Below are 23,756 nucleotides of genomic sequence, written 5' to 3' on the forward strand. Positions count from 1 at the left end.
TCTATTTGAGGTAGGAGCGAAGCAACGCCAGTGTTTCGTCAATGGCCTGCTGTGACGGTGCTGGTTTTTCCGCCAGCGTCTCGCGCACATGGCTGTCGAGCAGGTCGGCCATCAGTCCGTGCACGGCGCCACGCATGGCCGCCAGCTGCTGCAGGATGGGGGCACAGTCGCTGCCCGCCTCCACCGCGCGCTCCAGCGCCTCGGCCTGGCCCTTGATGCGGCGCAGTCGGGTGATGGCGCGTTGCTTGTCTTCGGGGGTGTGGGGCATGGGCTGCGGGGGGTATGGTGCGGGGGCTGCCTTTGTACTGGGTGGCAGTATAAAAGATAGCCCCATACTGGTCGCGCGGTAGGCCGTCAAAAAACCTTTTAACTAGGGGGGAGTATGTGCATCCGGCACGGCTTGGCCTGTGTGGGGCGCCCATGAAAAAAGCCCGCAGGCACTGCCAGCGGGCTTCGGGAGGGGGTGGACGGCGCGCGGGGCGCCGTACCGGTCAACGCTTGGCCAGTGGTGGCACGTCGCGGCGCTCGGAGCCGGTGAACAGCTGGCGGGGGCGGCCGATCTTGTACTCGGGGTCGCCGATCATTTCGTTCAGCTGGGCGATCCAGCCCACGGTGCGGGCCAGGCTGAAGATGCCGGTGAACAGGTTCACAGGAATGCCGATGGCGCGCTGCACGATGCCGGAGTAGAAGTCCACGTTCGGGTAGAGCTTGCGCTGCACGAAGTAGTCGTCTTCCAGGGCGATCTTTTCCAGTTCCTTGGCCAGCTTGAACAGCGGGTCGTTTTCCAGGCCCAGCTCGGCCAGCACTTCATTGCAAGTCTCTTGCATGAGCTTGGCGCGGGGGTCGTAGTTCTTGTACACGCGGTGGCCAAAGCCCATGAGCTTGACGCCGGAGTTCTTGTCCTTGACCTGCTTGATGAAGTCGCCGATCTTTTCCACGCCGCCTTGGGCCTGGATGTCGTACAGCATGTTCAGGGCAGCTTCGTTGGCGCCACCGTGGGCAGGGCCCCACAGGCAGGCCACGCCCGCAGCGATGGCAGCGAACGGGTTGGTGCCCGACGAGCCGCACAGGCGCACGGTGGAGGTCGAGGCGTTCTGCTCGTGGTCGGCGTGCAGGATGAAGATGCGGTCCAGCGCGCGTTCCAGCACGGGGTTGACCTTGTACTCTTCGCAGGGCGTGCCGAACATCATGCGCAGGAAGTTGCCTGCATACGAGAGGTTGTTCTGCGGGTACATGTAGGGCTGGCCCATGCCGTACTTGTAGGCCATGGCGACCAGCGTGGGCATCTTGGCGATCAGGCGGATGGCGGCGATCTCACGGTGCTGCGGATTGTTGATGTCCGTGCTGTCGTGGTAGAAGGCCGACAGGGCGCCCACCAGGCCGGTCAGTACGGCCATGGGGTGCGCGTCACGGCGGAAGCCACGCAGGAAGAACTGCATCTGCTCATTGACCATGGTGTGGTTGGTCACGCGGCTCGTGAAGTCGGTCTTCTGCGCTGCGTTGGGCAGGTCGCCGTACAGCAGCAGGTGGCAGGTTTCCAGGAAGTCGCAGTTTTCAGCCAGCTGCTCAATGGGGTAGCCGCGGTACAGCAGTTCGCCCTTGTCGCCGTCGATGTAGGTGATGGCCGACTGGGTGGCTGCCGTTGACAGGAAGCCTGGGTCATAGGTGAACATGCCCGTCTGCGCATACAGCTTGCGGATGTCGATGACATCCGGGCCAATGGTGCCCTGGTAGACCGGCAGGTCCACGCTGGGACCGCCGTTACTGAACGACAGGGTGGCTTTGTTGTCAGCTAGCTTCATTGTTACTTTCCTTAGGTTTGCCGATGATCATCCGGTCTGGTGGGGCTGGGATCTTTTCAGAGCGAGAAAACCCGCTCGTCAGGTGCCCAGCACGGGGGTGCCGCCGCTTTCCCGCAGCATGCCCAGCACTTCATGCACCTCGGGCGCATCCAGCGTCTCACTGGGTTCCTTGCGGCAAAGCAGCAGGTCCAGGAGGTCGTTGTCGGCGAGGTCCATCAGGGCCGCAAGGCCCTGGGCGTGGCGCTGGTTCAGCTCAGGCTCGAAACGGGTGAAGAACTGTTCGATGAACAGATCGTTTTCCAGCAGGCCGCGCCGGCAGCGCCAGTGCAGCTTGCTGAGTTCGCGTTCCGTCAGCAGCGGCGAGGCTGCCGAGGGGGCGGTGGTGGCGGTTGCACCCATGGCGGTCCTGGGCCCCGGTCAGATGGCGCGACGCACCATCAGTTCCTTGATCTTGCCGATGGCCTTCGTGGGGTTCAGGCCCTTGGGGCAGACGTCCACGCAGTTCATGATGGTGTGGCAACGGAACAGGCGGTACGGGTCTTCGAGGTTATCGAGGCGCTGGCCGGTGGCGTCATCGCGGCTGTCGGCGATGAAGCGGTAGGCCTGCAGCAGTCCGGCAGGGCCCACGAACTTGTCGGGGTTCCACCAGAAGCTGGGGCAGCTCGTGGAGCAGCTGGCACACAGGATGCACTCGTACAGGCCGTTGAGCTCTTCGCGCTCTTCGGGAGACTGCAGGCGCTCGCGGTCGGGTGGAATCTGCTCGTTGATCAGGTAGGGCTTGATCGAGTTGTACTGCTTGAAGAACTGCGTCATGTCCACGATCAGGTCGCGGATCACGGGCAGGCCGGGCAGGGGCTTGAGAACAATCGTGCCCTTCAGGGTATTCATGTTCGTCAGGCACGCCAGGCCGTTCTTGCCATTGATGTTCATCGCGTCGGAGCCACAGACGCCTTCGCGGCACGAACGGCGGAACGACAGCGTGGGGTCCTGCTCCTTGAGCTTCATCAGGGCGTCCAGCAGCATGCGTTCATGGCCGTCGAGTTCGATCTCGATGGTCTGCATGTAAGGCTTGGCGTCCTTGTCCGGGTCGTAGCGGTAGATTTGGAATGTGCGCTTTTGCATGGTTCTTCTCTCGTGGGGCTACTGTTTAGAACGTACGGACCTTGGGGGGCACGCTGTCCACCGTCAGGGGCTTGAGGTTGACCGGCTTGTAGGCGAGGCGGTTGCCTTCGCTGTACCACAGGGTGTGCTTCATCCACTCTTGGTCATTGCGGCCCAGGGGGAACTCGGCGTGGTCGGCAGGGTGCTCGTAGTCGTACACGGTGTGGGCGCCACGGCATTCCTTGCGGGCGGCGGCCGACACCATGGTGGCCTGCGCCACTTCGATCAGGTTGTCCACTTCCAGCGCTTCGATGCGGGCGGTGTTGAACACCTTGGACTTGTCCTTCAGCGTCACGTTGGCCACGCGGCTGCGGATCTCGGCGATCTTCTTGACGCCTTCGTCCATGCTGGCCTGGGTGCGGAACACGCCGGCATGCTGCTGCATGGTGGAGCGGATGTCACCTGCCAGGTTTTGCGCGTAGATGCCTTCGTTCGACTTGTCGAGCTGGTTCAAGCGTTCCAAGGTGCGGTCGGCCGCATCCTTGGGCAGGGGCTTGTGCTCCTTGTTCTTGTTGTTGAACTCGACGATGTGGCGGCCAGCGGCCTTGCCGAACACCAGCAGGTCCAGCAGCGAGTTGGTGCCCAGGCGGTTGGCGCCGTGCACCGACACGCAGGCGCACTCGCCCACGGCGTACAGGCCGTTGACCACTTCGTTGTTGATGCCGTTGGCTTGTGCAACCACCTGGCCGTTGATGTTGGTAGGCACGCCACCCATCTGGTAGTGGATGGTGGGCACCACAGGAATAGGTTCCTTGGTGATGTCCACGTTGGCGAAGTTGACGCCGATTTCGTACACCGAAGGCAGGCGTTTATGGATGGTGTCTGCACCCAGGTGGTCGAGCTTGAGCAGGATGTAGTCCTTGTTGGGACCGCAGCCGCGACCTTCCTTGATTTCCTGGTCCATGCAGCGGGACACGAAGTCGCGCGGGGCCAGGTCCTTCATGGTGGGCGCATAACGCTCCATGAAGCGCTCGCCGTTGCTGTTGAGCAAAATAGCGCCTTCGCCACGGCAGCCTTCGGTCAGCAGCACGCCGGCGCCGGCCACGCCCGTGGGGTGGAACTGCCAGAACTCCATGTCCTGCAGCGCAATGCCGGCACGTGCCGCCATGCCCAGGCCGTCACCGGTGTTGATGAAGGCGTTGGTCGATGCCGCAAAGATGCGACCTGCACCGCCGGTGGCCAGCAGCACGGTCTTGGCTTCCAGGATGTACAGGTCGCCGGTTTCCATTTCCAGGGCGGTTACGCCCACCACGTCGCCGTCGGCGTCGCGGACCAGGTCCAGCGCCATCCATTCGACGAAGAAGTTGGTCTTGGCCTTCACGTTCTGCTGGTACAGCGTGTGCAGCATGGCGTGGCCAGTGCGGTCGGCAGCGGCGCAGGCGCGTTGCACGGGCTTTTCGCCATAGTTGGCGGTGTGGCCGCCAAAGGGGCGCTGGTAGATGGTGCCGTCGGGGTTGCGGTCGAACGGCATGCCGAAGTGTTCCAGCTCATACACCACCTTGGGTGCTTCGCGGCACATGAACTCGATGGCGTCCTGGTCGCCCAGCCAGTCGGAGCCCTTGATGGTGTCGTAGAAGTGGTAGTGCCAGTTGTCTTCGGACATGTTGCCCAGCGATGCGCTCACGCCGCCTTGTGCAGCCACGGTGTGCGAACGGGTGGGGAAAACCTTGGACAGCGAGGCCACGTTCAGGCCTGCGCGGGAGAGTTCAAGCGCGGCACGCATGCCGGAGCCGCCTGCGCCGACGATGACGACATCGAACTTGCGGCGGGTGATGTTAGCGTTGGTGTAGCTCATTATTTTTGCCTTCAGTCGCGGGGATCAATCAGAGACGCCACAAAACCTGGATACCCCAGCCGGCACAGCCGACCAGCCAGACGATGCTGAACACCTGCAGTGCCAGGCGCAGGCCCACGGGCTTGATGTAGTCCATCAAGACTTCACGCAGGCCGATCCAGGCGTGCCAAGCCAGTGCAACGATCACGGAGAAGGTCAGCACCTTCATCCACTGGGCCGAGAAGATACCGGCCCATTTGTCGTAGCCGATGGGGCCTTTGGAGAAGATCACCTGGGCCAGCAGTGCCAGGGTGAACAGGGCCATCAGGACTGCCGTGACGCGCTGGCTGAGCCAGTCGCGCAGGCCATAGTGGGCGCCGACGACGACGCGCTTGGAACCGTAATTGACGGACATGGGAATTTCCTCTCGTTCTTCGGCGGGCACTGCCTGGCAGCAGCCGCCGCTTTTTGGGGTTGATCGATCAGTACAGGCCGAAAAGCTTGGCGCCCAGCACCAGGGTCAGCGTGATGCTGATGGCCAGGACGGCAAAGGCCGAGGACTTGCCGAATTCCTTGTTCACGGCGCTGTGGCTCACGTCCATCCACAGGTGGCGCAGGCCGGCGGTGAAGTGGTGCAGGTAGGCCCAGATCAGTGCCAGGGCCACCAGTTTGATGAACCAGCCGGGCACGAAGCCAATGCCGATGTTGAAAGCCGCCGAGAACCGGGCGAACGAGATTTCAGACGACACCGAGGTGTCGAACATCCAGATGATGAAAGGCAGCAGCAGGAACATGATCAGCCCGCTGCCGCGGTGCAGGATCGAAACCCACGCTGCAGGTGTCATGCGGTAGGTGGTCAGGTCCTTGAAGGCATTGATGTTGCGGAATTCAGGCCGTTTTTTGGCGAGTTCTGTCATGTTGTGTGCTTTCGTGGATGTAACTGCTTTGTAATTTGAAGATGCAAAGAACGCAAAATTCTATTGCAACGCAACAAGAAGGGTTTGCTCCAGCCCGAATGTTCTACGTTTCCGCTCAGTTGCCAGGGTGGTGTCAGCTCAGTTCGTTACGGTAATGGTGCGTGTCGGTCAGGTACAGGCCGCGCCGTAACTCCATCGGAACGTCGTTGTAGGTGTAGGCGATGCGCTCCACGCTCAGCAGCGGCGTGGCCTGTGGGATCTGCAGCATCGCCGCCTGGTCGGCATCGGGCAGTACGGCACGTATTTTCTCCTCGGCACGTACCATGCGTACGCCGAAGTCGAGTTCAAACATGGCGTAAGTAGGGCCTTGGTAGTTGGCCAATTGTTCGGCCGTCAGCCCTTTGAAAGCCTGGCCGGGCAGCCAGATGTCTTCCAGGATGGTGGGTACGCCTGCGAATGACAGGACTCGTCGTGCCTGGACCACCGGATCGGCGCTGCGCAGTGCCAGTGCGCGCGCCACGTCAGCGCTGGCACGCACACGCCGACAATCGATCACCTTGCGCTGTGCAGGGCCCTCCACGCGGACGTCTCCCGTGTCGGGCATGAGCTTGAGAAAACGGTACTGCACATGCTGCTCGGCATGGGTGGCCACAAAGGTACCCTTGCCCTGGCGCCGCATCACGAGGTTTTCGGCCGCCAGCTCGTCAATGGCCTTGCGCACCGTGCCCTGGCTCACGCGAAAGCGTGCAGCCAGCTCCATCTCGCTGGGGATGGATTCGCCCGGTTTCCACTCGCCCTGTTGCAGACTTTGCAGGATGAGCCCTTTGATCTGCTGGTACAGCGGGCTGAACGCGGGCGTGGCAGAGCCCGTGCCTGCCAAAGGCTGCGCAGGGTTGTCGGCGTTGAGCGGAAGCGAGGACATGGCGATCGGGAGAAGGGCGGGCCGCACACGAAGTGATACGCGGGCTGTGTCGGGGTGTAATCATATCTTATATAAGACATAAGACAAATTGACCGAGGTGTCCAATCAGCGGTACACTCCAAGGCTGTTTTGCGGGGCACGGGCTGCTGGTAACAGGCGCTGGTGCTTGCGTTGCACTCACACCTGTTTTCCTCACTTCCCTGGAGTTTTCACCATGAGCAAGAAGCCTGTTCGCGTCGCCGTCACCGGTGCCGCTGGTCAAATTGGTTACGCCCTGCTGTTCCGCATCGCCTCCGGCGAAATGCTGGGCAAGGACCAGCCCGTCATCCTGCAATTGCTCGAAGTGCCTGTCGAAGGCCCCCAGAAGGCGCTCAAGGGCGTGATGATGGAACTGGACGATTGCGCGTTCCCCCTGCTGGTGGGCATGGAAGCCCACAGCGACCCCATGACCGCTTTCAAGGACGCCGACTACGCCTTGTTGGTCGGTTCGCGCCCCCGCGGCCCGGGCATGGAACGCGCCGAGCTGCTGGCTGTCAACGGCGCCATCTTCACGGCACAGGGCAAGGCCCTGAATGCCGTGGCTTCGCGCAACGTGAAGGTGCTGGTCGTCGGCAACCCTGCCAACACCAACGCCTACATCGCCATGAAGTCGGCCCCCGACCTGCCACGCAAGAACTTCACCGCCATGCTGCGCCTGGACCACAACCGCGCTGCCAGCCAGATCGCTGCCAAGACCGGCAAGGCCGTGGCGGACATCGAAAAGCTGACCGTCTGGGGCAACCATTCGCCCACGATGTACGCCGACTACCGCTTCGCGACCATCAACGGTGAAAGCGTCGCCAAGATGATCAACGACCAGGAATGGAACGCCAACACTTTCCTGCCCACCGTGGGCAAGCGCGGCGCTGCCATCATCGAAGCGCGTGGCCTGTCGTCGGCTGCTTCGGCTGCCAACGCCGCCATCGACCACATGCGTGACTGGGCCCTGGGCACCAACGGCAAGTGGGTCACCATGGGCATTCCTTCGGACGGCCAGTACGGCATCCCCAAGGACACCATGTTCGGTTTCCCCGTGACGTGCGAAAACGGCGAGTACAAGATCGTTGAAGGTCTGGAAATCGACGCGTTCTCGCAAGAGCGCATCAACATCACGCTGGCTGAGCTGCAAGGCGAGCAAGACGGCGTCAAGCACCTGCTGTAAACCAGGTGAGCGCCATGCAGCCGACGCCACAGGCATCGGGCCTTCGGGCCGCCCGGGTCCCCGCGCAGGGGCAGGGCGCTGCGCCATCCCATCCACGCGATGTGTTGCTGGGCGCCCAGGCGCAGACAGGCTTCCTGCCGGTCTGTGACCACTACAGCGGCGTCGAAGCGCGCATGCGCAAGAGCCTGCAGCTGCAGGCCGAGATGACGCAGGAGTTCGGTACCTGCGTCTTTGATGTCACCCTCGATTGCGAAGACGGCGCCCCCGTCGGCCTTGAAGCCGACCACGCCCGGCTGGTTGCCCGTCTGGCCCTGGGCGCTGCACCCGGTGCCCGCGTGGCCGCCCGGGTCCACGCGGTGGACCACCCGGCATTCGCCAACGATGTCGCCACGATAGCGGGCGAAGCAGGCCATCGGCTCAGCCACATCATGGTTCCCAAGGTGGAATCTGTGGACGACGTACTGGCAGCGGAGCGGGCGCTGGAGAAAGCCTCTGCCGCCCCGGTACCGATCCATGTCCTCATCGAATCCCCTGCTGCGGTGCACCGTGCTTTTGAAATCGCAGCCCACCCGCGCGTGCAGAGCCTGAGTTTTGGCCTCATGGATTTTGTGTCGGCCCATGGTGGCGCCATCCCTGCGCATGGCATGACTTCGGCGGGGCAGTTTTCGCACCCACTGGTGGTGCGTGCCAAGCTGGAGATTGCCGCTGCCTGCCATGCCCACGGCAAGGTGCCATCGCACTGTGTGGTGACGGAGTTCGCCGATACGGTGGCCATGCAAGGCGCCGCCAGCCGTGCCGCGCGCGAGCTGGGCTATACCCGCATGTGGAGCATCCATCCCGCACAGATCCGACCCATCCTGCAGGCGTTTGCGCCTCAGCAGGATGACATCGAAGTTGCTTCAAAAATAATAGCTGCTGCCGCAGATTCTGATTGGGCTCCCATCAGCTTTGAAGGCACGTTGCACGACCGCGCCAGTTATCGCTTTTACTGGCAGGTGCTGGAGCGCGCCCACCGTACCGGGCGCACACTTCCTCTTGCCGTGCGCCATTGGTTTGGCGCGTCGGCCTCCGTTCCGTTGTGAACATTCCTGAATTTTTCCACGCAGGACCTCCCATGAAATCCTTTATCGCCTCTGCCCTGATGCTGCTGGCTCCAGCCCTCGTCCTGGCGCAAACCCCTGCCAAGACCGAAGCCAAACCCGAGACCAAGGCTGCCGCCAAACCTGCAGCAAAGCCCGCTGCCAAGTCCGATACGAAGTCTGCCAAGGCTGCGGACAAGGCGCCTGCCGCCAAGAAATCTTCGGTAGCCAAAACCGAAGGCACCAGCAGCCGCAGCCAGCTCAAGAGCGCGGCGAACCAGGTGGCCACCGGCATCATTGCTGCCGAAGCCGCGCTGTCCCCCGAAGAACTGGCCATTGCCGAACGTGTGCACGTGGGCCGCATTCCCTGCGAACTCGGTGCCTTTGTCACCGTGACCGCCGAGCCCGCGAGCCCAGGCCACTTCCATGTGGAAGGCAAGGGCTTCAAGTACTTCATGGCCCCCGTCGCTACCACCACGGGCACGGTGCGCCTGGAAGACCAGAAGGGTGGCGCCGTCTGGCTGCAGATCGCCAACAAGTCCATGCTGATGAACCAGAAGCTGGGTCAACGCCTGGCCGACGAATGCATGAGCCCGCAGCAGGTGGTGGTGGCCGAGGCCATCAAGAAAAACCCGCCCGTGAGTGTGCTGGAACCCCTGAAGTAAGCCCTTCACCAGCGCAGCGCCACAGAGCAGAAAACCGCACGACCCCGCGCATGCAGGCGCCCTGGCTATCGAAAAACGCCGCCGCGCTGCACGCCGCCCCACTTTAGAACGCAACCGGAGAAAAATGATGTTGAAAGCCTACCGTGACCACGTGGCCGAGCGCGCCGCCCTCGGCATCCCGCCCCTGCCGCTGACCGCCAAGCAGACGGGCGAGCTGATCGAGCTGCTCAAGAACCCCCCTGCGGGCGAAGAAGCCACGCTGGTGGACCTGATCACGCACCGCGTGCCTGCCGGTGTGGACGACGCCGCCAAGGTCAAGGCCAGCTACCTGGCTGCCGTGGCGCACGGTACGGAGGTGTGCACGCTGATTGGCCGCGAGCGCGCCACGCAGCTTTTGGGCACCATGCTGGGCGGCTACAACCTCACCCCCCTGATCGACCTGCTGGACGACGCTGCGGTGGCCTCCGTCGCCGCCGAAGCGCTCAAGAAGACGCTGCTCATGTTCGATCAGTTCCATGACGTCAAGGAAAAGGCCGACAAGGGCAACACCTTCGCCAAGGCCGTGCTGCAAAGCTGGGCCGATGCCGAGTGGTTCACCAGCCGCCCGGAAGTGCCCCAGAGCATCAAGCTCACCGTGCTCAAGGTCACTGGCGAAACCAATACCGACGACCTGTCGCCCGCACCGGACGCGTGGAGCCGCCCCGACATCCCGCTGCACGCGTTGGCCATGCTCAAGAACAAGCGCGACGGCATCACGCCCGAAGAAGACGGCAAGCGCGGCCCGGTGAAGTTCATCGAAGACCTGCGCGCGCGTGGCAACCTGGTGGCCTACGTGGGCGACGTGGTCGGCACGGGTTCGAGCCGCAAGTCCGCCACCAACAGCGTGCTGTGGTTCACGGGCGAAGACATCCCGTTCGTGCCCAACAAGCGCTTCGGCGGCGTGTGCCTGGGCAGCAAGATTGCGCCCATCTTCTACAACACCATGGAAGACGCTGGTGCACTGCCCATCGAACTGGACGTGAGCCAGATGCACATGGGCGACGAGATCGAACTGCTGCCCTACGCTGGCAAGGCGCTCAAGGACGGTAACGTGATTGCCGAATTCGAAGTCAAGAGCGAAGTCCTGTTCGACGAAGTGCGTGCCGGTGGCCGCATTCCGCTGATCATTGGCCGTGGCCTGACTGCCAAGGCCCGCGAAGCCCTGGGCCTGCCGCCTTCCACGCTGTTCCGCCTGCCGCAAGTGCCTGCCGCCACCGGCAAGGGTTTCACGCTGGCCCAGAAGATGGTCGGCCGCGCCTGCGGACTGCCCGAAGGCCTGGGTGTGGTGCCCGGCACCTACTGCGAACCCCGTATGACCTCGGTGGGCTCGCAGGACACCACCGGACCCATGACCCGCGACGAACTCAAGGACCTGGCCTGCCTGGGCTTCAGCTCCGATCTGGTGATGCAGTCCTTCTGCCACACGGCTGCGTACCCCAAGCCTGTGGACGTGAAGATGCACCACGAGCTGCCTGACTTCATCAGCACGCGCGGCGGCATCTCGCTCAAGCCTGGCGACGGCATCATCCACAGCTGGCTCAACCGCATGCTGCTGCCCGACACCGTGGGAACAGGCGGCGACTCGCATACGCGTTTCCCTATCGGCATCAGCTTCCCTGCAGGTTCTGGCCTGGTGGCGTTCGCCGCAGCCACGGGCGTGATGCCCCTGGACATGCCTGAGTCGGTGCTGGTGCGCTTCAAGGGCCAGATGCAGCCCGGCGTCACGCTGCGTGACCTGGTGCACGCGATTCCGCTGTACGCCATCAAGCAAGGCCTGCTCACAGTGGCCAAGCAGGGCAAGAAGAACATCTTCTCGGGCCGCATCCTGGAAATCGAAGGCCTGCCTGACATGAAGGTCGAGCAAGCGTTCGAACTGTCTGACGCCTCGGCCGAGCGCTCTGCCGCTGGCTGCACGGTGCGCCTGAACAAGGAACCCGTGATCGAGTACATCAACTCGAACATCGTGCTGCTCAAGAACATGATCGCCCAGGGCTATGCCGACGCGCGCACCATCGGCCGCCGCATCAAGGCCATGGAAGCCTGGCTGGCCAACCCCCAGCTGCTGGCACCTGATGAAGATGCCGAGTACGCGGCCGTCATCGAGATCGACCTGGCCGAGATCACCGAACCCATCGTGTGCTGCCCCAACGATCCCGACGACGCCAAGACGCTGTCGGACGTGGCGGGTGCTGCCATCGACGAAGTGTTCATCGGCTCGTGCATGACCAACATCGGCCACTTCCGTGCAGCCTCCAAGCTGCTCGAAGGCAAGAAGGACATCCCCGTCAAGCTGTGGATGGCCCCGCCCACGAAGATGGATGCGCACCAGCTCACCGAAGAAGGCCACTACGGCGTGTTCGGCGCGGCCGGTGCCCGCATGGAAATGCCCGGCTGCTCGCTGTGCATGGGCAACCAGGCGCAGGTGAAGGAAGGCGCTACCGTGATGTCCACCAGCACGCGCAATTTCCCCAATCGTCTGGGCAAGAACACCAACGTGTACCTGGGCTCGGCCGAACTCTCGGCCATCTGCTCCAAGCTGGGTCGCATTCCTTCCAAGGAAGAGTACTTGGCAGACATCGGTGTCATCAACCAGAACGGCGAAAAGATCTACAAGTACATGAACTTCGACCAGATCGCCGAGTTCAAGGAAGTGGCAGACGGCGTGACCGCCTGATCCTTCCCCTCGGGGATGGATGGACCAGCAAAAAGCGGCTCTTCGGAGCCGCTTTTTTTTTGGCGCTGGATGTTTGTTGCAAACCACGCAATCGCCAAGCCATGCCACGGCGTGTCACGCAATGGACGTGTTTTTGTCACGCAAATGTCATGATTTCGTCGCTATGCTCCAGCCATAAAAACAAAACGAAATGGGGGGACATCCATGGCAAGAGAGAAAAACAATGCCGACAAGACCAGCAGCGTAGGGGCACGCCTCGCGGCGCTGCTGATCAGCGCGGTCTTCGCTCTGGGGTTTGGGTTGGGCGGCTACCACGCCGGGCTCAAGCCCCTCGCCCGTACGCTCGATACTGCCCTGCAGGTGCGTGGCTGGCAGCCTGTGCAGGCCGAAGTCCTGTCGGCTGAACTCAAGACGCACCACAGCAGCGATGGCGCCACCTACGAAGTGCAGGCCCGCTACCGCTATCAGGTGGCGGGCAAGGCTTACGAAGGCACCCGCGTCGGCCTGGACGCGCGGGGCAACAGCGACAACATCGACGACTGGCCACGGCAGTGGGCGGGGCGTCTTCAGAGCGCGCAGGCACGGGGGCAGGGCATCACGGTCCTGGTCAATCCCCACGATCCGTCGCAGTCGCTTATCGATCCCTCCATCCGCTGGTCGCTGCAGATTTTCCGCATTCCGTTTGCCCTGGTTTTTACCTTGGTGGGGCTGGTGGCGGCCTGGTTCTTTCTGCACACCCTGCTGGGTCTGGCCAGGGCCGGTGGGGCATCGCCGGAAGCTGGCAGGGGTGGCCTGCAGCCGGGCTCGTCGCCCACCAGCTTGTTCGCGAAGGGCGCTTCCGGCACTTCGGTGGGTGCCATCTGGTTTTTCACCATCTTCTGGTGCGGTATTGCGTTCCCTATGGCGGCCTTGCTGTGGACCCAATCCAGCGCCCCCTGGTTTGCCAAGGCCTTCATCTCCCTCTTCGTGATGATCGGCCTGGGGCTGGTGGCCCTGTCGGTGCGCCATACCCACAGGGCCTGGCGCTACGCGGGCGCAGAGCTGACCGCACTGCCCACAGTCCCGCGTGCGGGCCACCCGGTCGAGATGACACTGCTCCTGCCCGAGCGTGCCGCCGCCTACCAGCAGGGCCAGCAGCTGCAGCTGCGCCTGGCCCAGTACCGGGTGGATGAATCGAGCTCCGGTTCGCCGGAGCGTTGTGTGGAGTCTTTCTCTGAAACCGCGCGTGTGCAGCCCACGGACGATGGCGGGCTGCGGCTGACGGCACGTTTTGACCTGCCACCCGACGCGCCCCCGCACGGCGCGCAGCGCTCTGGTGAACGTGTGGACTGGCGGCTGGAGTTGCTGCGCACCCCGGGCGGGGACGTAGAGCTGACCTACGACGTGCCCGTGCAGGCGGCCCCACAGGCGTTTGGCCACGAGCAGGCCGATCGCTTTGACCGGCGCGCTATCTGGAAGAAAGTGACCCCCATCGCGCCCGCTGATCCGGCCCACGGAGAAGGAGAAGCGGGCCTGGATGGTGAGGGCGCCTTGCTCCTGCCCGCTTCCGTTACGCTGCTGGAGACCCCGCGTGCGTGGCAGTTTGAATTCAGCCGTCGCGGCTGGCGCTGGGCTGCAGGCCTGGTGCTGGCGGGTCTTGTAGTGGAGGCCTTTCTGAACGGCCGTTTCGGCTCTGGCGGCATCGCATTGCCACCATTCTTTGTGGCCACCGGCGCCTGGTGGCTGCTGGTCGCCTTTGTCCTGCAGGCTGCCACCTGCCGCTGGACTCTGTCTGTGCGGGATGAGGGCCTCACCGTGCGCCGCTACTCTGCGCTGTGGTCGCGGGCAGACGCCCTGCCTGGGCAGGCCAGCCAGAGTCTGGTGCACAAGCTGCTGTATTCCACCGGCAGCGGCGCCAGCGAGACCCCTTACTTCGCTGTCTATGCGCACGAGCGCGATGGCACCCTGGTTCGATTGACCCCCGGCGTCAGTGGCGAAGGGGCTGCCACTGCGCTGGGCCAATCCATCGCGCGGGCCTGGTCGCACCGCCGGGGCCATTTCAGCCCTGGCGCACAGCGGCCTGCCCGCGCCGTGCATTCGCGCCCCGCCTGGGGATTCCTGCTGCTGGCAGTTGCTCTGGCCTGGTGGATCTGGGGGGCGTCCCTTGTCGGCCTGGTGCGCCCGGCTCTGCCCGGGCCATCGGCTGCGCCCGTCGCCGCCGCCGTACAGCCACCTGCGTCGTATTCTGCAGCGGACGACGCGCTGCTCGACGCGCAGGACGCCGGTGATGCCCGGGCCCTGGGCGCAGCCCTGGCAGCAGGCGCCAACCCCAACCTGCTCGCGCCCAGCGGCTCGTCCGTGCTCATGCTGGCGGCCCACCGGGGGCAGCTGGAACACATCGAGCTGCTGTTGCAGGCTGGCGCCCAGCCCGACCTTCGCCAGACACACAAAGACAGCGAGCGTGGAGACACTGCGTTGTTGCGCGCCTTCTATGGCGGCCACCTCGCTGCCGCCCAACGCCTGGTGCAGGCCGGGGCCAGCCTGGCGGCCCGCAACCGGTGGGACTGGGGCCCGGCGCATATGGCGGCGCAAAGTGGTTGTGTGCCTTGTTTGCAGTGGCTGGCCGAACAGGGGCAGCCCCTGGACGAGCCTGCGCCCGCAAGCCGGGGCGAGACGCCTGCGATGCTGGCTGCTGCCAAAGGGCACATCCAGGCGCTGGAGTGGTTGGAGGTGCGGGGTGTGGACCTTTGGCGCAAATACCCGCATGGCAAGAATGCGCTGGATTGGGCGCGGTTTGGAAAGCAGCAAGAGGCGGAGCACTGGCTGGTGCAGCGCCAGCGCTGATGTGAGGCCAGGCCTCAGGCGCAAAGGGTGTCTATGGATGGGCCGAGGCGGTTGATGGCTGTCTTCATGAGTTTTGTTATAAAAAATATAGCTAACAATGAGGCCCTTTAAGCGCTAGTGGCCAATTTTCTTGAAATATTGAGCCCTGGTTCCGGCGCCCGCCTAACGAACTTGTTTCTTCTCCAGCTTGCGGGTCAGGGTGCGGCGGTGCATGCCCAGGCGCCTTGCCGCTTCCGAGAGATTGAAGCCGGTTTCTGCCAGCACCTCATTGATGCGCTCCCATTCCAGCGTCTTGATGGAACTGGAGCGGTTGGTCAGCTCCACTTCGGTGTTGCCCGCCTTCAGGCCAAAAGCGGCCTCGATGTCGTCGGTATTGGACGGCTTGGCGAGGTAGTGGCAGGCGCCCAGTTTCACGGCCTCCACGGCGGTGGCAATGCTGGCAAAGCCGGTCAGCACCACGATCAGCATGTCTTCGCTTGCGGCATGCAGCTTTTGCACGCAGGCCAGGCCCGAGGCTTCGCCCTTGAGCTTGAGGTCCACCACCGCAAAGCCGGGCGTGTGTTGTGCGAGCAGGGTTTCGACCTCGGGCAGGCTGGCAGCCTGCAGCACGCGGTAGCCGCGCCGTTCGAAAGAACGGGCGAGCGTGCGGGCAAAGGCCTCGTCATCTTCCACGATGAGCAGCAGTGGTTGCGCTTGTTCTCGTTCTTCGTCGTCGGTAGGGCTCATGGCTTCAGGCTTTGGCTTCAGGCAGTGCGATCGCCGCCAGTGGCAGTTCGATGGTTACTTCGGCACCCCCTTCGGGGCGGTTGCGTGCCGCCACGCTGCCACCCAGCGTGCGTGCCACGTTGAGCACAAGGTACAGGCCCAGCCCACCGCCGGGGCGGTTTTTGGAGGACTGGTAGGGCGTGCCCAGCTTGGCCAGCATGTCGGGGGCAAAGCCCGGCCCTGCGTCGGTCACCGTGATGCGCAGTGCATCGGCGTTGCGGGTGACGGCCAGGCGCACCCAGCCAGGCGAGGCGTCGCGTGCATTGTCCAGCACATTGAAAACCATCTGCTGGAGCGTGGTGTCAGACACCATGGGCGTATCCGCGCCGAAGTCGTTGTCGTAGATGAACTGCGGCATCGACCGGGTGCTGCGCCATTCTTCTGCCAGGGCATCCACAAAAGTGCGCACGGTGGTCTGCATGGAGGCTTCGCCGCGTGTCTCTCCGGCCGAAAGCAGGATGCCGCTCACGATGCTCTTGCAGCGCTGCACCTGGGCCTGCATTTCGTCGATGTCTTCCTTCAGCGCTGGGTAGGCCGCCAGCTGCTTGTCGTGCTGCCAGTCCCCCAGGATCACGGCCAGCGTGGACAGCGGCGTGCCCAGCTCGTGGGCCGCGCCTGAGGCCAGCAGGCCCATGCGCACGATGTGCTCTTCTTCCACGCGGCGGCGGCGTGCTGCGGCCAGGCGCGCATCGCGTTCACGCAGGTTCAGGTTGATGCGGGTGATGAAGACCACCACCAGCGTGGCGTTGAGCACAAAGCACACCAGCAACCCGATCACGTAAAGGCTCGACAGGCCCTGGTGCAGGTCCTGCGGCAACTCCAGGGGCAGGTGGTGTGTGGCCAGCACGCCAAAACACAGCAGCGTGATGATCACGATGGACCAGATGTAGGCGCCGCGCAGCAGCACGGCCCCCAGCGTGATCTGCAGCAGGTACAGGAAGACGAATGGGTTGCTGGTGCCCCCGCTCAGGTACAGCTGCACTGTGAGCACGGCCACATCGATCAGCAGGGCCAGAAAAAGCTCCACATTGCGCACCATCACACCGGTGCGCAGCCGCAGCAGGCTCACCACGTTGAACACCGCCAGGCAGCCCACCACCAGCAGCATCTCGCGCACAGGCAGCGTGAGGTTCAGGCTGTAGTGCGCCATCTCGATGGTGAACACCTGGCCGACCACGGCAATCCAGCGCAGCTCGATCAGCTGCTGCAGGTTCTTGATGCCTGCGGCGGCATCGGCCGAGCGTGCGTTGCGCTGCGGCGCGGCGGTCGCAGTATCAGGACGAAGAGGTGTCATCAGGGGCGAAGGTGGTGGCAGGGCGCGCAAAGCCGCGCAGGCGGCGCTCGTAGCGTGCCACATACCAGCCAGCACCCGCAACCATGAGGGCCAGACCGTACCAGGTCAGTGCGTAGACCAGGTGGCTGTTATGGAAACGGATCACCGTCATGTTAGCGCGCGGCCAACTGGTGTCCGCTGCCGGGGGCGCAGCGGCGCCTGGTGCGGGAGGCAACCCCGCATCGATGAAGAAGGGGGCAGTCTCGGGCAACTGCAGCCAATGGCCGATGGCCGCAATGTCGCGCGAGTACCAGCGCTGCTCAGCCGGGGCATTGGTGCGCAGAAAACCACCGTCAGGCTCGCTCATGCGCAGCAGGCCCTGGACAGTCGCGGTGGTGGAGGTAGGGGGGATGGAGGCGGGCATAGGCTTTGCCAGCCATTGGGCGCGCTGCTCCTGCGGCACAAAACCCCGGTTCACCAGCACCTGCGCGCCATCATCCAGCTGCAAGGGCGTCATCACCCAGAAGCCCGAGCCGAGCTCGGTCAGGGCCTGGGTAAGCACGGTTTTCTCGGGCAGCCACCGGCCCTGCGCGGTGACGGGCAGGTATTCGTGGCTGGCCGCACTCACCTGGGGCCACTCTGGGCGGGAGGGCAGGGGTACAGGAGCAGCGTGCACGCGTTGATCGACGCGCTCGATCAACGCGAGCTTCCATGCGCGGCGCTGCACCTGCCAGGTACCCAGCGCGATAAAGCCCAAAAACAAGGCGATGCCCACAACTGCGAGCACCGCCTGGCGAAGCCGCCGGGACTGGGGGACCGGGGCTGTGGGGTGGAATGGCATCAGGGCGTCGAGTGGCCCGGCGCCTCATGCGTTGCGGGCGTGGGGGTGGGATGCTCGGGCATCATGTTCGCGTTCATGTGGAACATGACCCACAGCGTGCCCGCAATGGCAATGGCTACGAACACCACGGTGAAGATGGTGGACAGCATGGTCCAGCCGCCTTCGACCTTGCCGTTCATGTGCAGGAAATACACCATGTGCACCAGGATCTGGATCACGGCGAAGCCGCCCAGCACCAGCACGGCGGTGTTGCGGTCGGCGATGACCTTGGCCATGACGAGCCAGAAGGGAATGGCCGTGAGGATGACCGAGAGCACGAAGCCGATCGTGTAGTCGCGCAGGCTGCTGTGCGGTTCCGCGTCGCCGTGGTGGTCGTGGCCGCCATGGTCATGCGCGCCGTGTGCGTGTGTTGTGTGTTGTGCGCTCATAGTTACAGCACTCCCATCAGGTACACAAAGGTGAAGACGCCAATCCAGACCACGTCCAGAAAGTGCCAGAACATCGACAGGCACATCAGGCGGCGGGTGTTGGCAGGGATCAGGCCGTGTTTGCCGATCTGCACCATCAGCACCACCAGCCAGATCAGACCAAAGGTCACGTGCAGGCCGTGGGTGCCCACCAGCGTGAAGAAGGCCGACAGGAAGGCGCTGCGCTGGGGCGTGGCACCCTGGTGGATCAGGTGGGCAAACTCATAGAGTTCGAGGCCCAGGAAGCACAGGCCGAAGAAGCCCGTGACGGCCAGCCACAGCAGCGTGCCTTTCACATCCTTTTGCTGCTTGCGCAGCATGGCAAAACCGAAGGTGATGGACGACAGCAGCAGGAAGGCCGTGTTGATGGCCACCAGCGTCAGGTCGAACAGCTGCGCACCGGTGGGGCCGGCCGCATAGCTGCGGCCCAGCACGCCATAGGTGGCAAACAGGGCGGCAAAGATGAGGCAGTCGCTCATCAGGTAGAGCCAGAAGCCCAGTGCGGTGCCGTTTTCAGGATGGGGCTCGTGCGCAAGGTGATAGTCGCGCGGGGCCAGGGCGCCTGCGGCGGCGCCAGCGTTGAGGCGGAGTTCAGACATGGCGTGCCAGTTGGAGTGTGCGGGCTTCTTCGGTGGCGGCGACTTGGGACGCCGGGATGTAGAAGTCACGCTTGTAGTTGAACGTGTGGATGATCGAAGCCAGCAGCAGCGCCGCGAACGAAACGCCCGCAAGCAGCCACATGTGCCAGATCAGCGCGAAGCCAAAGACCAGCGACAAGGCCGAGATGACCGCGCCCGAGCCGGTGTTGGCAGGCATGTGGATGGGCGCAAAGCCGGCGAGCGGGCGCTGGTATCCATGCTTCTTCATGTCCCACCACGCATCGATTTCATGCACGACGGGGGTGAAGGCAAAGTTGTAGTCGGGCGGGGGCGACGAGGTGGCCCATTCGAGCGTGCGCGCATCCCACGGGTCGCCCGTGTGGTCGCGCAGCTGGTCGCGCTTGAGGTAGCTCACCACGATCTGGATCAGGAAGCAGGCGATGCCCGCAGCAATCATTGCGGCGCCGATGGCGGCGATCACGAACCAGATCTGCAGCGACGGGTCTTCAAAATGGTTGGCGCGGCGCGTGACACCCATCAGACCGAGCACATACAGCGGGCCGAACGCCACCCAGAAGCCCACCACCCACAGCCAGAAGGAGCGCACGCCCCAGGTGCGGTCGAGCTTGTAGCCAAAGGCCTTGGGATACCAGTAGTTGATGCCAGCGAACAGCCCGAACAGCACACCACCGATGATCACGTTGTGGAAGTGGGCGATCAGGAACAGGCTGTTGTGCAGCACGAAGTCGGCCGGGGGCACGGCCAGCAGCACGCCGGTCATGCCGCCAATGGCAAAGGTCACCATGAAGGCCACGGTCCACATCATGGGCAGCTCGAAGCGGATGCGGCCCTTGTACATGGTGAACAGCCAGTTGAAGATCTTCGCGCCCGTGGGGATCGAGATGATCATCGTGGTGATGCCAAAGAAGGTATTCACGCTCGCACCCGAGCCCATGGTGAAGAAGTGGTGCAGCCACACCAGGTACGACAGGATGGTGATCACCACCGTGGCGTAGACCATGGAGGTGTAGCCGAACAGCCGCTTCTTGCAGAACGTGGCCACCACTTCAGAGAAGATGCCAAAGCACGGCAGGATCAGGATGTAGACCTCGGGGTGGCCCCAGATCCAGATCAGGTTCACGTACAGCATGGCGTTGCCGCCCAGGTCGTTCGTGAAGAAGTTGGTGCCGACATAGCGGTCCAGCGACATCAGTACGAGCGCTGCCGTCAGCACCGGGAACGAGGCCACGATCAGCGCGTTGGTGCACAGGGCAGTCCAGGTGAAGACGGGCATGCGCATCAGGTTCATGCCGGGGGCGCGCATCTTGATGATGGTGACGATCAGGTTGATGCCCGAGAGCGTGGTGCCCACCCCCGCAATCTGCAGGGCCCAGATGTAGTAGTCGAGCCCCACGCCGGGGTCCTGCGCCCCCAAGTTGGACAGTGCCAGCCAGCCGGATGTGGAGAACTCGCCCAGGAACAGCGACACCATCACCAGGATCGCGCCTGCCGTGGTCATCCAGAAGCTGAAGTTGTTGAGGAACGGGAACGATACGTCGCGCGCGCCGATCTGCAGCGGCACGAGGTAGTTCATGAGGCCCGTGACCAGTGGCATCGCCACGAAGAAGATCATGATCACGCCGTGGGCGGTGAAGATCTGGTCATAGTGGTGCGGCGGCAGGTAGCCCATGTTGTCGCCAAAGGCCATGGCCTGCTGCAGGCGCATCATCACGGCGTCGGCAAAGCCGCGCAGCAGCATCACGAGGCCGAGGATCATGTACATGATGCCGATGCGCTTGTGGTCGATGCTGCAGATCCAGTCGCGCCACAGCGTGCCCCACAGGCGGAATTTGGTGATGGCGGCCATCACGGCCAGGCCACCCAGCACGGTGGCGACAAAGGTCCAGAGCACGATGGGCTCGTGCGCCATCGGTATGGAATCCCAGGTGATTCGGCCCAGGGCCCAATGGGATGCGGTATCAGGTGCGGAGGACATAAAGGTCTTTGGAAGATGCCAACACCCGCTTGGCACGGGCGCCGACATGGCAAATCAAGGGCGGATCATTGGGCGGAGTTGGCGCGCGGTGCGTGGCGGGCTTCCAGGCTGGCCACCACCTGGGCGGCGTTCTGCGAGGTGCATACGTCCTGCGGCAGATTCAGGCCCACGGCGCGCACATAGGCGTCACCGCCGTTCTCGTCGATGGCCATCATGTGGTGCATGCACATCTTGCCGTCTTCGACACAGCGGTTCAGTACCTTGTCATACAGGCCTTCTTCCACGCTGGCAAAGCGCTGCACGGGGTCGCGCTCGCTTGGCTTGGCCAGGTCCATGTAGGCCTGGCGTGTAAGTGGCTTGCCTTCGGACTTGGTCTTGGCCACCCACTGCGCGAAGTCGCTCTCGCTCAGGCCATGGAACTTGAACGTCATGCCCGAGAAGCCAGCGCCGCTGTAGTGCGAGGACATGCCCTTGTACACGCCCGGTTGGTTGATCACGGCGTTCAGCTCGGTCTGCATGCCGGGCATCGCGTAGATCATGCCGGCGAGGTCGGGCACGTAAAACGCGTTCATCGTGGACGTGGCCGTGAGCTTGAACAGGATGGGGCGGTCCACCGGCGCAGCCAGTTCATTCACGGTGGCAATGCCCAGCTCAGGGTAGAAGAACAGCCACTTCCAGTCCATGGCCACCACCTGCACTTCCATGGGGGTGGATTGGGCGTCCAGCGGTTTGCTGGCCGAGATGCGGTCCAGCGGGCGGTAGGGGTCGAGCTTGTGGGTGCCGATCCAGGTCAGGGCGCCGAGGGCGATGACGATCAAGAGCGGCACGGTCCAGATCACCAGCTCCAGCGTGGTGGAGTGGTGCCAGTCGGGATCGTAGTCGGCCTCGGTGTTGGCAGTGTTGTTCTGGCGGTACTTCCAGGCAAACCACAGGGTGAGGGCAATCACCGGAACGATGATGATCAGCATCAGCAGCGTGGCCTGGATGACCATGTGGCCTTGCTGGGCCGCAATGTCGCCGGCGGGGTTGAGGACGACCGCCTTGCTGCAGCCAGCCAGGCTGCCCAGGGCGGCCATGGCGGCGAGCCAGACAGGCACGCGAGGTAAAGGTAGTTTGGACATGTGACAGGCGCAACCAAGGCGTTTAAGGGTAAACGCGGATAACGAAGTGCCGTCGAATGTAATAGTCCTAGCTTTTTTGTACATTGGACATTTTGTCCAAGGTCAAAGTAATGCGCCCCACTTTGGTGCATTTCCGGCCCCTGCGGTGTTGTCCTGCACACGGCATAGTGAAACCGCACTTGTCCCAGATCAAACTTGCGTGTAGAACCAGAATGTCTTATCCAAACAACGACAAGGAGCCCTGTTCATGAGCAGCCCCGCCTCTGCCACTTACCCTGCGGCCGGCTTTGAAGAAAGCCCCGCCTCTCTCTCGCGGGCTGATACGCATGAAGACGTGACCCCCAGCGAAATTGCTGTGGGCGTGATCATCGGACGCTCGTCCGAGTATTTCGACTTCTTCGTTTTCGGGATCGCCTGCGTTCTCGTCTTCCCGTCCTTCCTCTTTCCATTCCTCTCGCGCCTGGATGGCACGCTGATGGCGTTTGCGCTGCTGGCGGTCGCTTTTGTCGTGCGCCCGGTGGGCACGGCCATTTCCATGGCCATCCAGCGGCGCTGGGGCCGGGGCACCAAGCTGACCATTGCACTGTTCCTGCTGGGCGTGTGCACGGTGGGGATGGCGTTCTTGCCGGGCTACAAGGACGCGGGCCTGACTGCGGTGGTGGCGCTGCTGATCCTGCGCATTGGCCAGGGTCTGGCGCTCGGCGGTTCGTGGGACGGCCTGCCGTCGCTGCTGGCCATGTCGGCGCCCAAGGAACGGCGGGGCTGGTTTGCCATGATCGGGCAATTGGGCGCGCCTGTCGGGTTTGTGCTGGCGGCGGGTCTGTTTGCCTATCTGTACAGCAGCCTCAGCGTGCAGGAATTTCTGGCCTGGGGCTGGCGTTATCCCTTCTTCGTGGCCTTTGCCGTGAACGTGGTGGCCCTGTTTGCCCGCCTGCGCCTGGTGGTGGGGCAGTCATACGCCGAGCTGCTGCAAGAGCGTGAACTGCAGCCCGTGCCTGTGAGCCGTGTGATACGTGACGAAGGCAGCAATGTGGTGCTGGGTGCTTTTGCCGCGCTGGCGAGCTTTGCGCTGTTCCACCTGGTCACGGTGTTCCCGCTGTCTTGGATCACGCTGTATTCGGACCAGCCGGTGACCCAGATTCTGGGCGTGCAGATCGTAGGCGCCTTTCTGGCAGCGGGGGCCATCATGGTGTCTGGCTGGCTGTCGGACCACCTGGGCCGCCGCAAGCTGCTGGGCGGCATGGCGGTGTTGATCGGTGTGTTCAGCTTCATGGCCCCCGTGCTGCTCAACTCGGGCGAGGTGGGCAGCACCATGTTCCTGCTACTGGGTTTTGTGCTGCTGGGCTTGTCGTATGGCCAGGCGTCGGGCACGGTCACGGCCAATTTTTCGCCCCAGTACCGCTACACGGGCGCCGCTCTCTCGGCAGACCTTGCCTGGATCATTGGCGCCGCGTTTGCACCGCTGGTGGCCCTGTACCTGTCGGCCCAGTTCGGGCTGCTGGCGGTCACGGTGTATTTACTGTCGGGCGTGGCCTGCACGCTGGGCGCGCTGAACCTGAATCGGCGCATGGAGCGCCGGGACCGGTAAGGGGCAGAGATTTGCTATTGTTTGTATAGCTGTTTGCGCTTGTCTACAA

The 23,756-nt window shown here is 63.5% G+C and carries 21 protein-coding genes; 6 read left to right on the forward strand and 15 right to left on the reverse strand.

Translation table 11 applies throughout. From position 1 onward, the window contains the following. Position 1 precedes the first annotated feature (1 nt). From ACODS0_RS19240 to ACODS0_RS19275, 8 genes are all read right to left on the reverse strand, one after another. On the reverse strand, positions 2–268 hold the full coding sequence (locus tag ACODS0_RS19240) for a metal/formaldehyde-sensitive transcriptional repressor (RefSeq protein WP_055402789.1): 267 nt from the start codon (positions 266–268) through the stop codon (positions 2–4). 223 nt (positions 269–491) lie between these two features. Further along, a complete protein-coding gene (locus ACODS0_RS19245) occupies positions 492–1,802 on the reverse strand; it encodes a citrate synthase (RefSeq protein WP_121419457.1) in 1,311 nt (436 codons plus the stop codon). A 78-nt stretch (positions 1,803–1,880) separates the two neighbouring features. Beyond that, positions 1,881–2,201, reverse strand: a complete 321-nt coding sequence (locus ACODS0_RS19250; RefSeq protein ID WP_055393121.1) for an FAD assembly factor SdhE — start codon at positions 2,199–2,201, stop codon at positions 1,881–1,883. 18 nt (positions 2,202–2,219) lie between these two features. Further along, positions 2,220–2,924, reverse strand: a complete 705-nt coding sequence (locus ACODS0_RS19255; RefSeq protein ID WP_055393124.1) for a succinate dehydrogenase iron-sulfur subunit — start codon at positions 2,922–2,924, stop codon at positions 2,220–2,222. Positions 2,925–2,949: 25 nt separating this feature from the next. Beyond that, entirely contained in the window at positions 2,950–4,758 is a 1,809-nt protein-coding gene (gene sdhA / locus ACODS0_RS19260; RefSeq protein WP_055393127.1) for a succinate dehydrogenase flavoprotein subunit, read from the reverse strand. Positions 4,759–4,786: 28 nt separating this feature from the next. Further along, positions 4,787–5,152, reverse strand: a complete 366-nt coding sequence (sdhD, locus tag ACODS0_RS19265) for a succinate dehydrogenase, hydrophobic membrane anchor protein (protein ID WP_055393129.1) — start codon at positions 5,150–5,152, stop codon at positions 4,787–4,789. Positions 5,153–5,219: 67 nt separating this feature from the next. After that, positions 5,220–5,654 carry a succinate dehydrogenase, cytochrome b556 subunit gene (sdhC, locus tag ACODS0_RS19270; protein ID WP_121419458.1) on the reverse strand — a complete coding sequence of 145 codons (435 nt, stop codon included), beginning with the start codon at positions 5,652–5,654 and terminating at the stop codon, positions 5,220–5,222. A gap of 133 nt (positions 5,655–5,787) precedes the next feature. Continuing rightward, positions 5,788–6,576 carry a GntR family transcriptional regulator gene (locus ACODS0_RS19275; protein WP_055393133.1) on the reverse strand — a complete coding sequence of 263 codons (789 nt, stop codon included), beginning with the start codon at positions 6,574–6,576 and terminating at the stop codon, positions 5,788–5,790. Between the two features lie 214 nt (positions 6,577–6,790). Here ACODS0_RS19275 and ACODS0_RS19280 point away from each other — a divergent pair, with 214 nt between their 5' ends. The 5 genes from ACODS0_RS19280 to ACODS0_RS19300 all read left to right on the forward strand — a co-directional run bounded on the left by ACODS0_RS19280 (position 6,791) and on the right by ACODS0_RS19300 (position 15,057). Next, positions 6,791–7,777 (forward strand): malate dehydrogenase, encoded by a 987-nt coding sequence (locus ACODS0_RS19280; protein WP_055393136.1) that lies wholly within the window; start codon positions 6,791–6,793, stop codon positions 7,775–7,777. Positions 7,778–7,791: 14 nt separating this feature from the next. Continuing rightward, positions 7,792–8,859, forward strand: coding sequence for an HpcH/HpaI aldolase/citrate lyase family protein (locus ACODS0_RS19285; RefSeq protein ID WP_255577547.1), 1,068 nt, complete (start codon positions 7,792–7,794; stop codon positions 8,857–8,859). A 32-nt stretch (positions 8,860–8,891) separates the two neighbouring features. After that, positions 8,892–9,521 carry a hypothetical protein gene (locus ACODS0_RS19290; protein WP_218299225.1) on the forward strand — a complete coding sequence of 210 codons (630 nt, stop codon included), beginning with the start codon at positions 8,892–8,894 and terminating at the stop codon, positions 9,519–9,521. Positions 9,522–9,648: 127 nt separating this feature from the next. Further along, the gene (gene acnB, locus ACODS0_RS19295) at positions 9,649–12,234 is read left to right on the forward strand and encodes a bifunctional aconitate hydratase 2/2-methylisocitrate dehydratase (protein ID WP_488836543.1); all 2,586 of its coding nucleotides are present in this window, start codon (positions 9,649–9,651) and stop codon (positions 12,232–12,234) included. Positions 12,235–12,438: 204 nt separating this feature from the next. After that, positions 12,439–15,057, forward strand: coding sequence for an ankyrin repeat domain-containing protein (locus ACODS0_RS19300; protein WP_488836545.1), 2,619 nt, complete (start codon positions 12,439–12,441; stop codon positions 15,055–15,057). Between the two features lie 162 nt (positions 15,058–15,219). Here ACODS0_RS19300 and ACODS0_RS19305 read toward each other — a convergent pair whose 3' ends face one another. From ACODS0_RS19305 to cyoA, 7 genes are all read right to left on the reverse strand, one after another. Beyond that, positions 15,220–15,783 carry a response regulator transcription factor gene (locus ACODS0_RS19305; RefSeq protein ID WP_121507064.1) on the reverse strand — a complete coding sequence of 188 codons (564 nt, stop codon included), beginning with the start codon at positions 15,781–15,783 and terminating at the stop codon, positions 15,220–15,222. Positions 15,784–15,787: 4 nt separating this feature from the next. Then, on the reverse strand, positions 15,788–17,116 hold the full coding sequence (locus tag ACODS0_RS19310; RefSeq protein ID WP_055393148.1) for an ATP-binding protein: 1,329 nt from the start codon (positions 17,114–17,116) through the stop codon (positions 15,788–15,790). Beyond that, a complete protein-coding gene (locus tag ACODS0_RS19315; protein ID WP_488836548.1) occupies positions 17,097–17,936 on the reverse strand; it encodes an SURF1 family protein in 840 nt (279 codons plus the stop codon). Before ACODS0_RS19315 ends, ACODS0_RS19310 begins: the two co-directional genes overlap by 20 nt. Further along, positions 17,936–18,364, reverse strand: coding sequence for a cytochrome o ubiquinol oxidase subunit IV (cyoD, locus tag ACODS0_RS19320; RefSeq protein WP_055402912.1), 429 nt, complete (start codon positions 18,362–18,364; stop codon positions 17,936–17,938). Before cyoD ends, ACODS0_RS19315 begins: the two co-directional genes overlap by 1 nt. Before the next feature lie 2 nt (positions 18,365–18,366). Continuing rightward, positions 18,367–19,002, reverse strand: coding sequence for a cytochrome o ubiquinol oxidase subunit III (gene cyoC / locus ACODS0_RS19325; RefSeq protein ID WP_055402914.1), 636 nt, complete (start codon positions 19,000–19,002; stop codon positions 18,367–18,369). Further along, positions 18,995–20,998, reverse strand: a complete 2,004-nt coding sequence (gene cyoB, locus ACODS0_RS19330; protein ID WP_436131101.1) for a cytochrome o ubiquinol oxidase subunit I — start codon at positions 20,996–20,998, stop codon at positions 18,995–18,997. Before cyoB ends, cyoC begins: the two co-directional genes overlap by 8 nt. A 65-nt stretch (positions 20,999–21,063) precedes the next feature. Then, a complete protein-coding gene (gene cyoA, locus ACODS0_RS19335) occupies positions 21,064–22,119 on the reverse strand; it encodes a ubiquinol oxidase subunit II (protein ID WP_121419466.1) in 1,056 nt (351 codons plus the stop codon). A 247-nt stretch (positions 22,120–22,366) separates the two neighbouring features. On the opposite strand from cyoA, the gene ACODS0_RS19340 reads away from it, so the two are divergent. Further along, positions 22,367–23,707, forward strand: a complete 1,341-nt coding sequence (locus ACODS0_RS19340; protein WP_055402920.1) for an MFS transporter — start codon at positions 22,367–22,369, stop codon at positions 23,705–23,707. Positions 23,708–23,756: the final 49 nt, after the last annotated feature.

It is taken from the genome of Acidovorax sp. FG60, from assembly GCF_057808995.1.

Coding starts and splice junctions, on each gene's coding strand:
- ACODS0_RS19240 (WP_055402789.1), bottom strand. CDS start 268: ATGCCCCACACCCCCGAAGACAAGCAACGCGCCATCACCCGACTGCGC.
- ACODS0_RS19245 (WP_121419457.1), bottom strand. CDS start 1,802: ATGAAGCTAGCTGACAACAAAGCCACCCTGTCGTTCAGTAACGGCGGT.
- ACODS0_RS19250 (WP_055393121.1), bottom strand. CDS start 2,201: ATGGGTGCAACCGCCACCACCGCCCCCTCGGCAGCCTCGCCGCTGCTG.
- ACODS0_RS19255 (WP_055393124.1), bottom strand. CDS start 2,924: ATGCAAAAGCGCACATTCCAAATCTACCGCTACGACCCGGACAAGGAC.
- sdhA (WP_055393127.1), bottom strand. CDS start 4,758: ATGAGCTACACCAACGCTAACATCACCCGCCGCAAGTTCGATGTCGTC.
- sdhD (WP_055393129.1), bottom strand. CDS start 5,152: ATGTCCGTCAATTACGGTTCCAAGCGCGTCGTCGTCGGCGCCCACTAT.
- sdhC (WP_121419458.1), bottom strand. CDS start 5,654: ATGACAGAACTCGCCAAAAAACGGCCTGAATTCCGCAACATCAATGCC.
- ACODS0_RS19275 (WP_055393133.1), bottom strand. CDS start 6,576: ATGTCCTCGCTTCCGCTCAACGCCGACAACCCTGCGCAGCCTTTGGCA.
- ACODS0_RS19280 (WP_055393136.1), top strand. CDS start 6,791: ATGAGCAAGAAGCCTGTTCGCGTCGCCGTCACCGGTGCCGCTGGTCAA.
- ACODS0_RS19285 (WP_255577547.1), top strand. CDS start 7,792: ATGCAGCCGACGCCACAGGCATCGGGCCTTCGGGCCGCCCGGGTCCCC.
- ACODS0_RS19290 (WP_218299225.1), top strand. CDS start 8,892: ATGAAATCCTTTATCGCCTCTGCCCTGATGCTGCTGGCTCCAGCCCTC.
- acnB (WP_488836543.1), top strand. CDS start 9,649: ATGTTGAAAGCCTACCGTGACCACGTGGCCGAGCGCGCCGCCCTCGGC.
- ACODS0_RS19300 (WP_488836545.1), top strand. CDS start 12,439: ATGGCAAGAGAGAAAAACAATGCCGACAAGACCAGCAGCGTAGGGGCA.
- ACODS0_RS19305 (WP_121507064.1), bottom strand. CDS start 15,783: ATGAGCCCTACCGACGACGAAGAACGAGAACAAGCGCAACCACTGCTG.
- ACODS0_RS19310 (WP_055393148.1), bottom strand. CDS start 17,116: ATGACACCTCTTCGTCCTGATACTGCGACCGCCGCGCCGCAGCGCAAC.
- ACODS0_RS19315 (WP_488836548.1), bottom strand. CDS start 17,936: ATGCCATTCCACCCCACAGCCCCGGTCCCCCAGTCCCGGCGGCTTCGC.
- cyoD (WP_055402912.1), bottom strand. CDS start 18,364: ATGAGCGCACAACACACAACACACGCACACGGCGCGCATGACCATGGC.
- cyoC (WP_055402914.1), bottom strand. CDS start 19,002: ATGTCTGAACTCCGCCTCAACGCTGGCGCCGCCGCAGGCGCCCTGGCC.
- cyoB (WP_436131101.1), bottom strand. CDS start 20,998: ATGTCCTCCGCACCTGATACCGCATCCCATTGGGCCCTGGGCCGAATC.
- cyoA (WP_121419466.1), bottom strand. CDS start 22,119: ATGTCCAAACTACCTTTACCTCGCGTGCCTGTCTGGCTCGCCGCCATG.
- ACODS0_RS19340 (WP_055402920.1), top strand. CDS start 22,367: ATGAGCAGCCCCGCCTCTGCCACTTACCCTGCGGCCGGCTTTGAAGAA.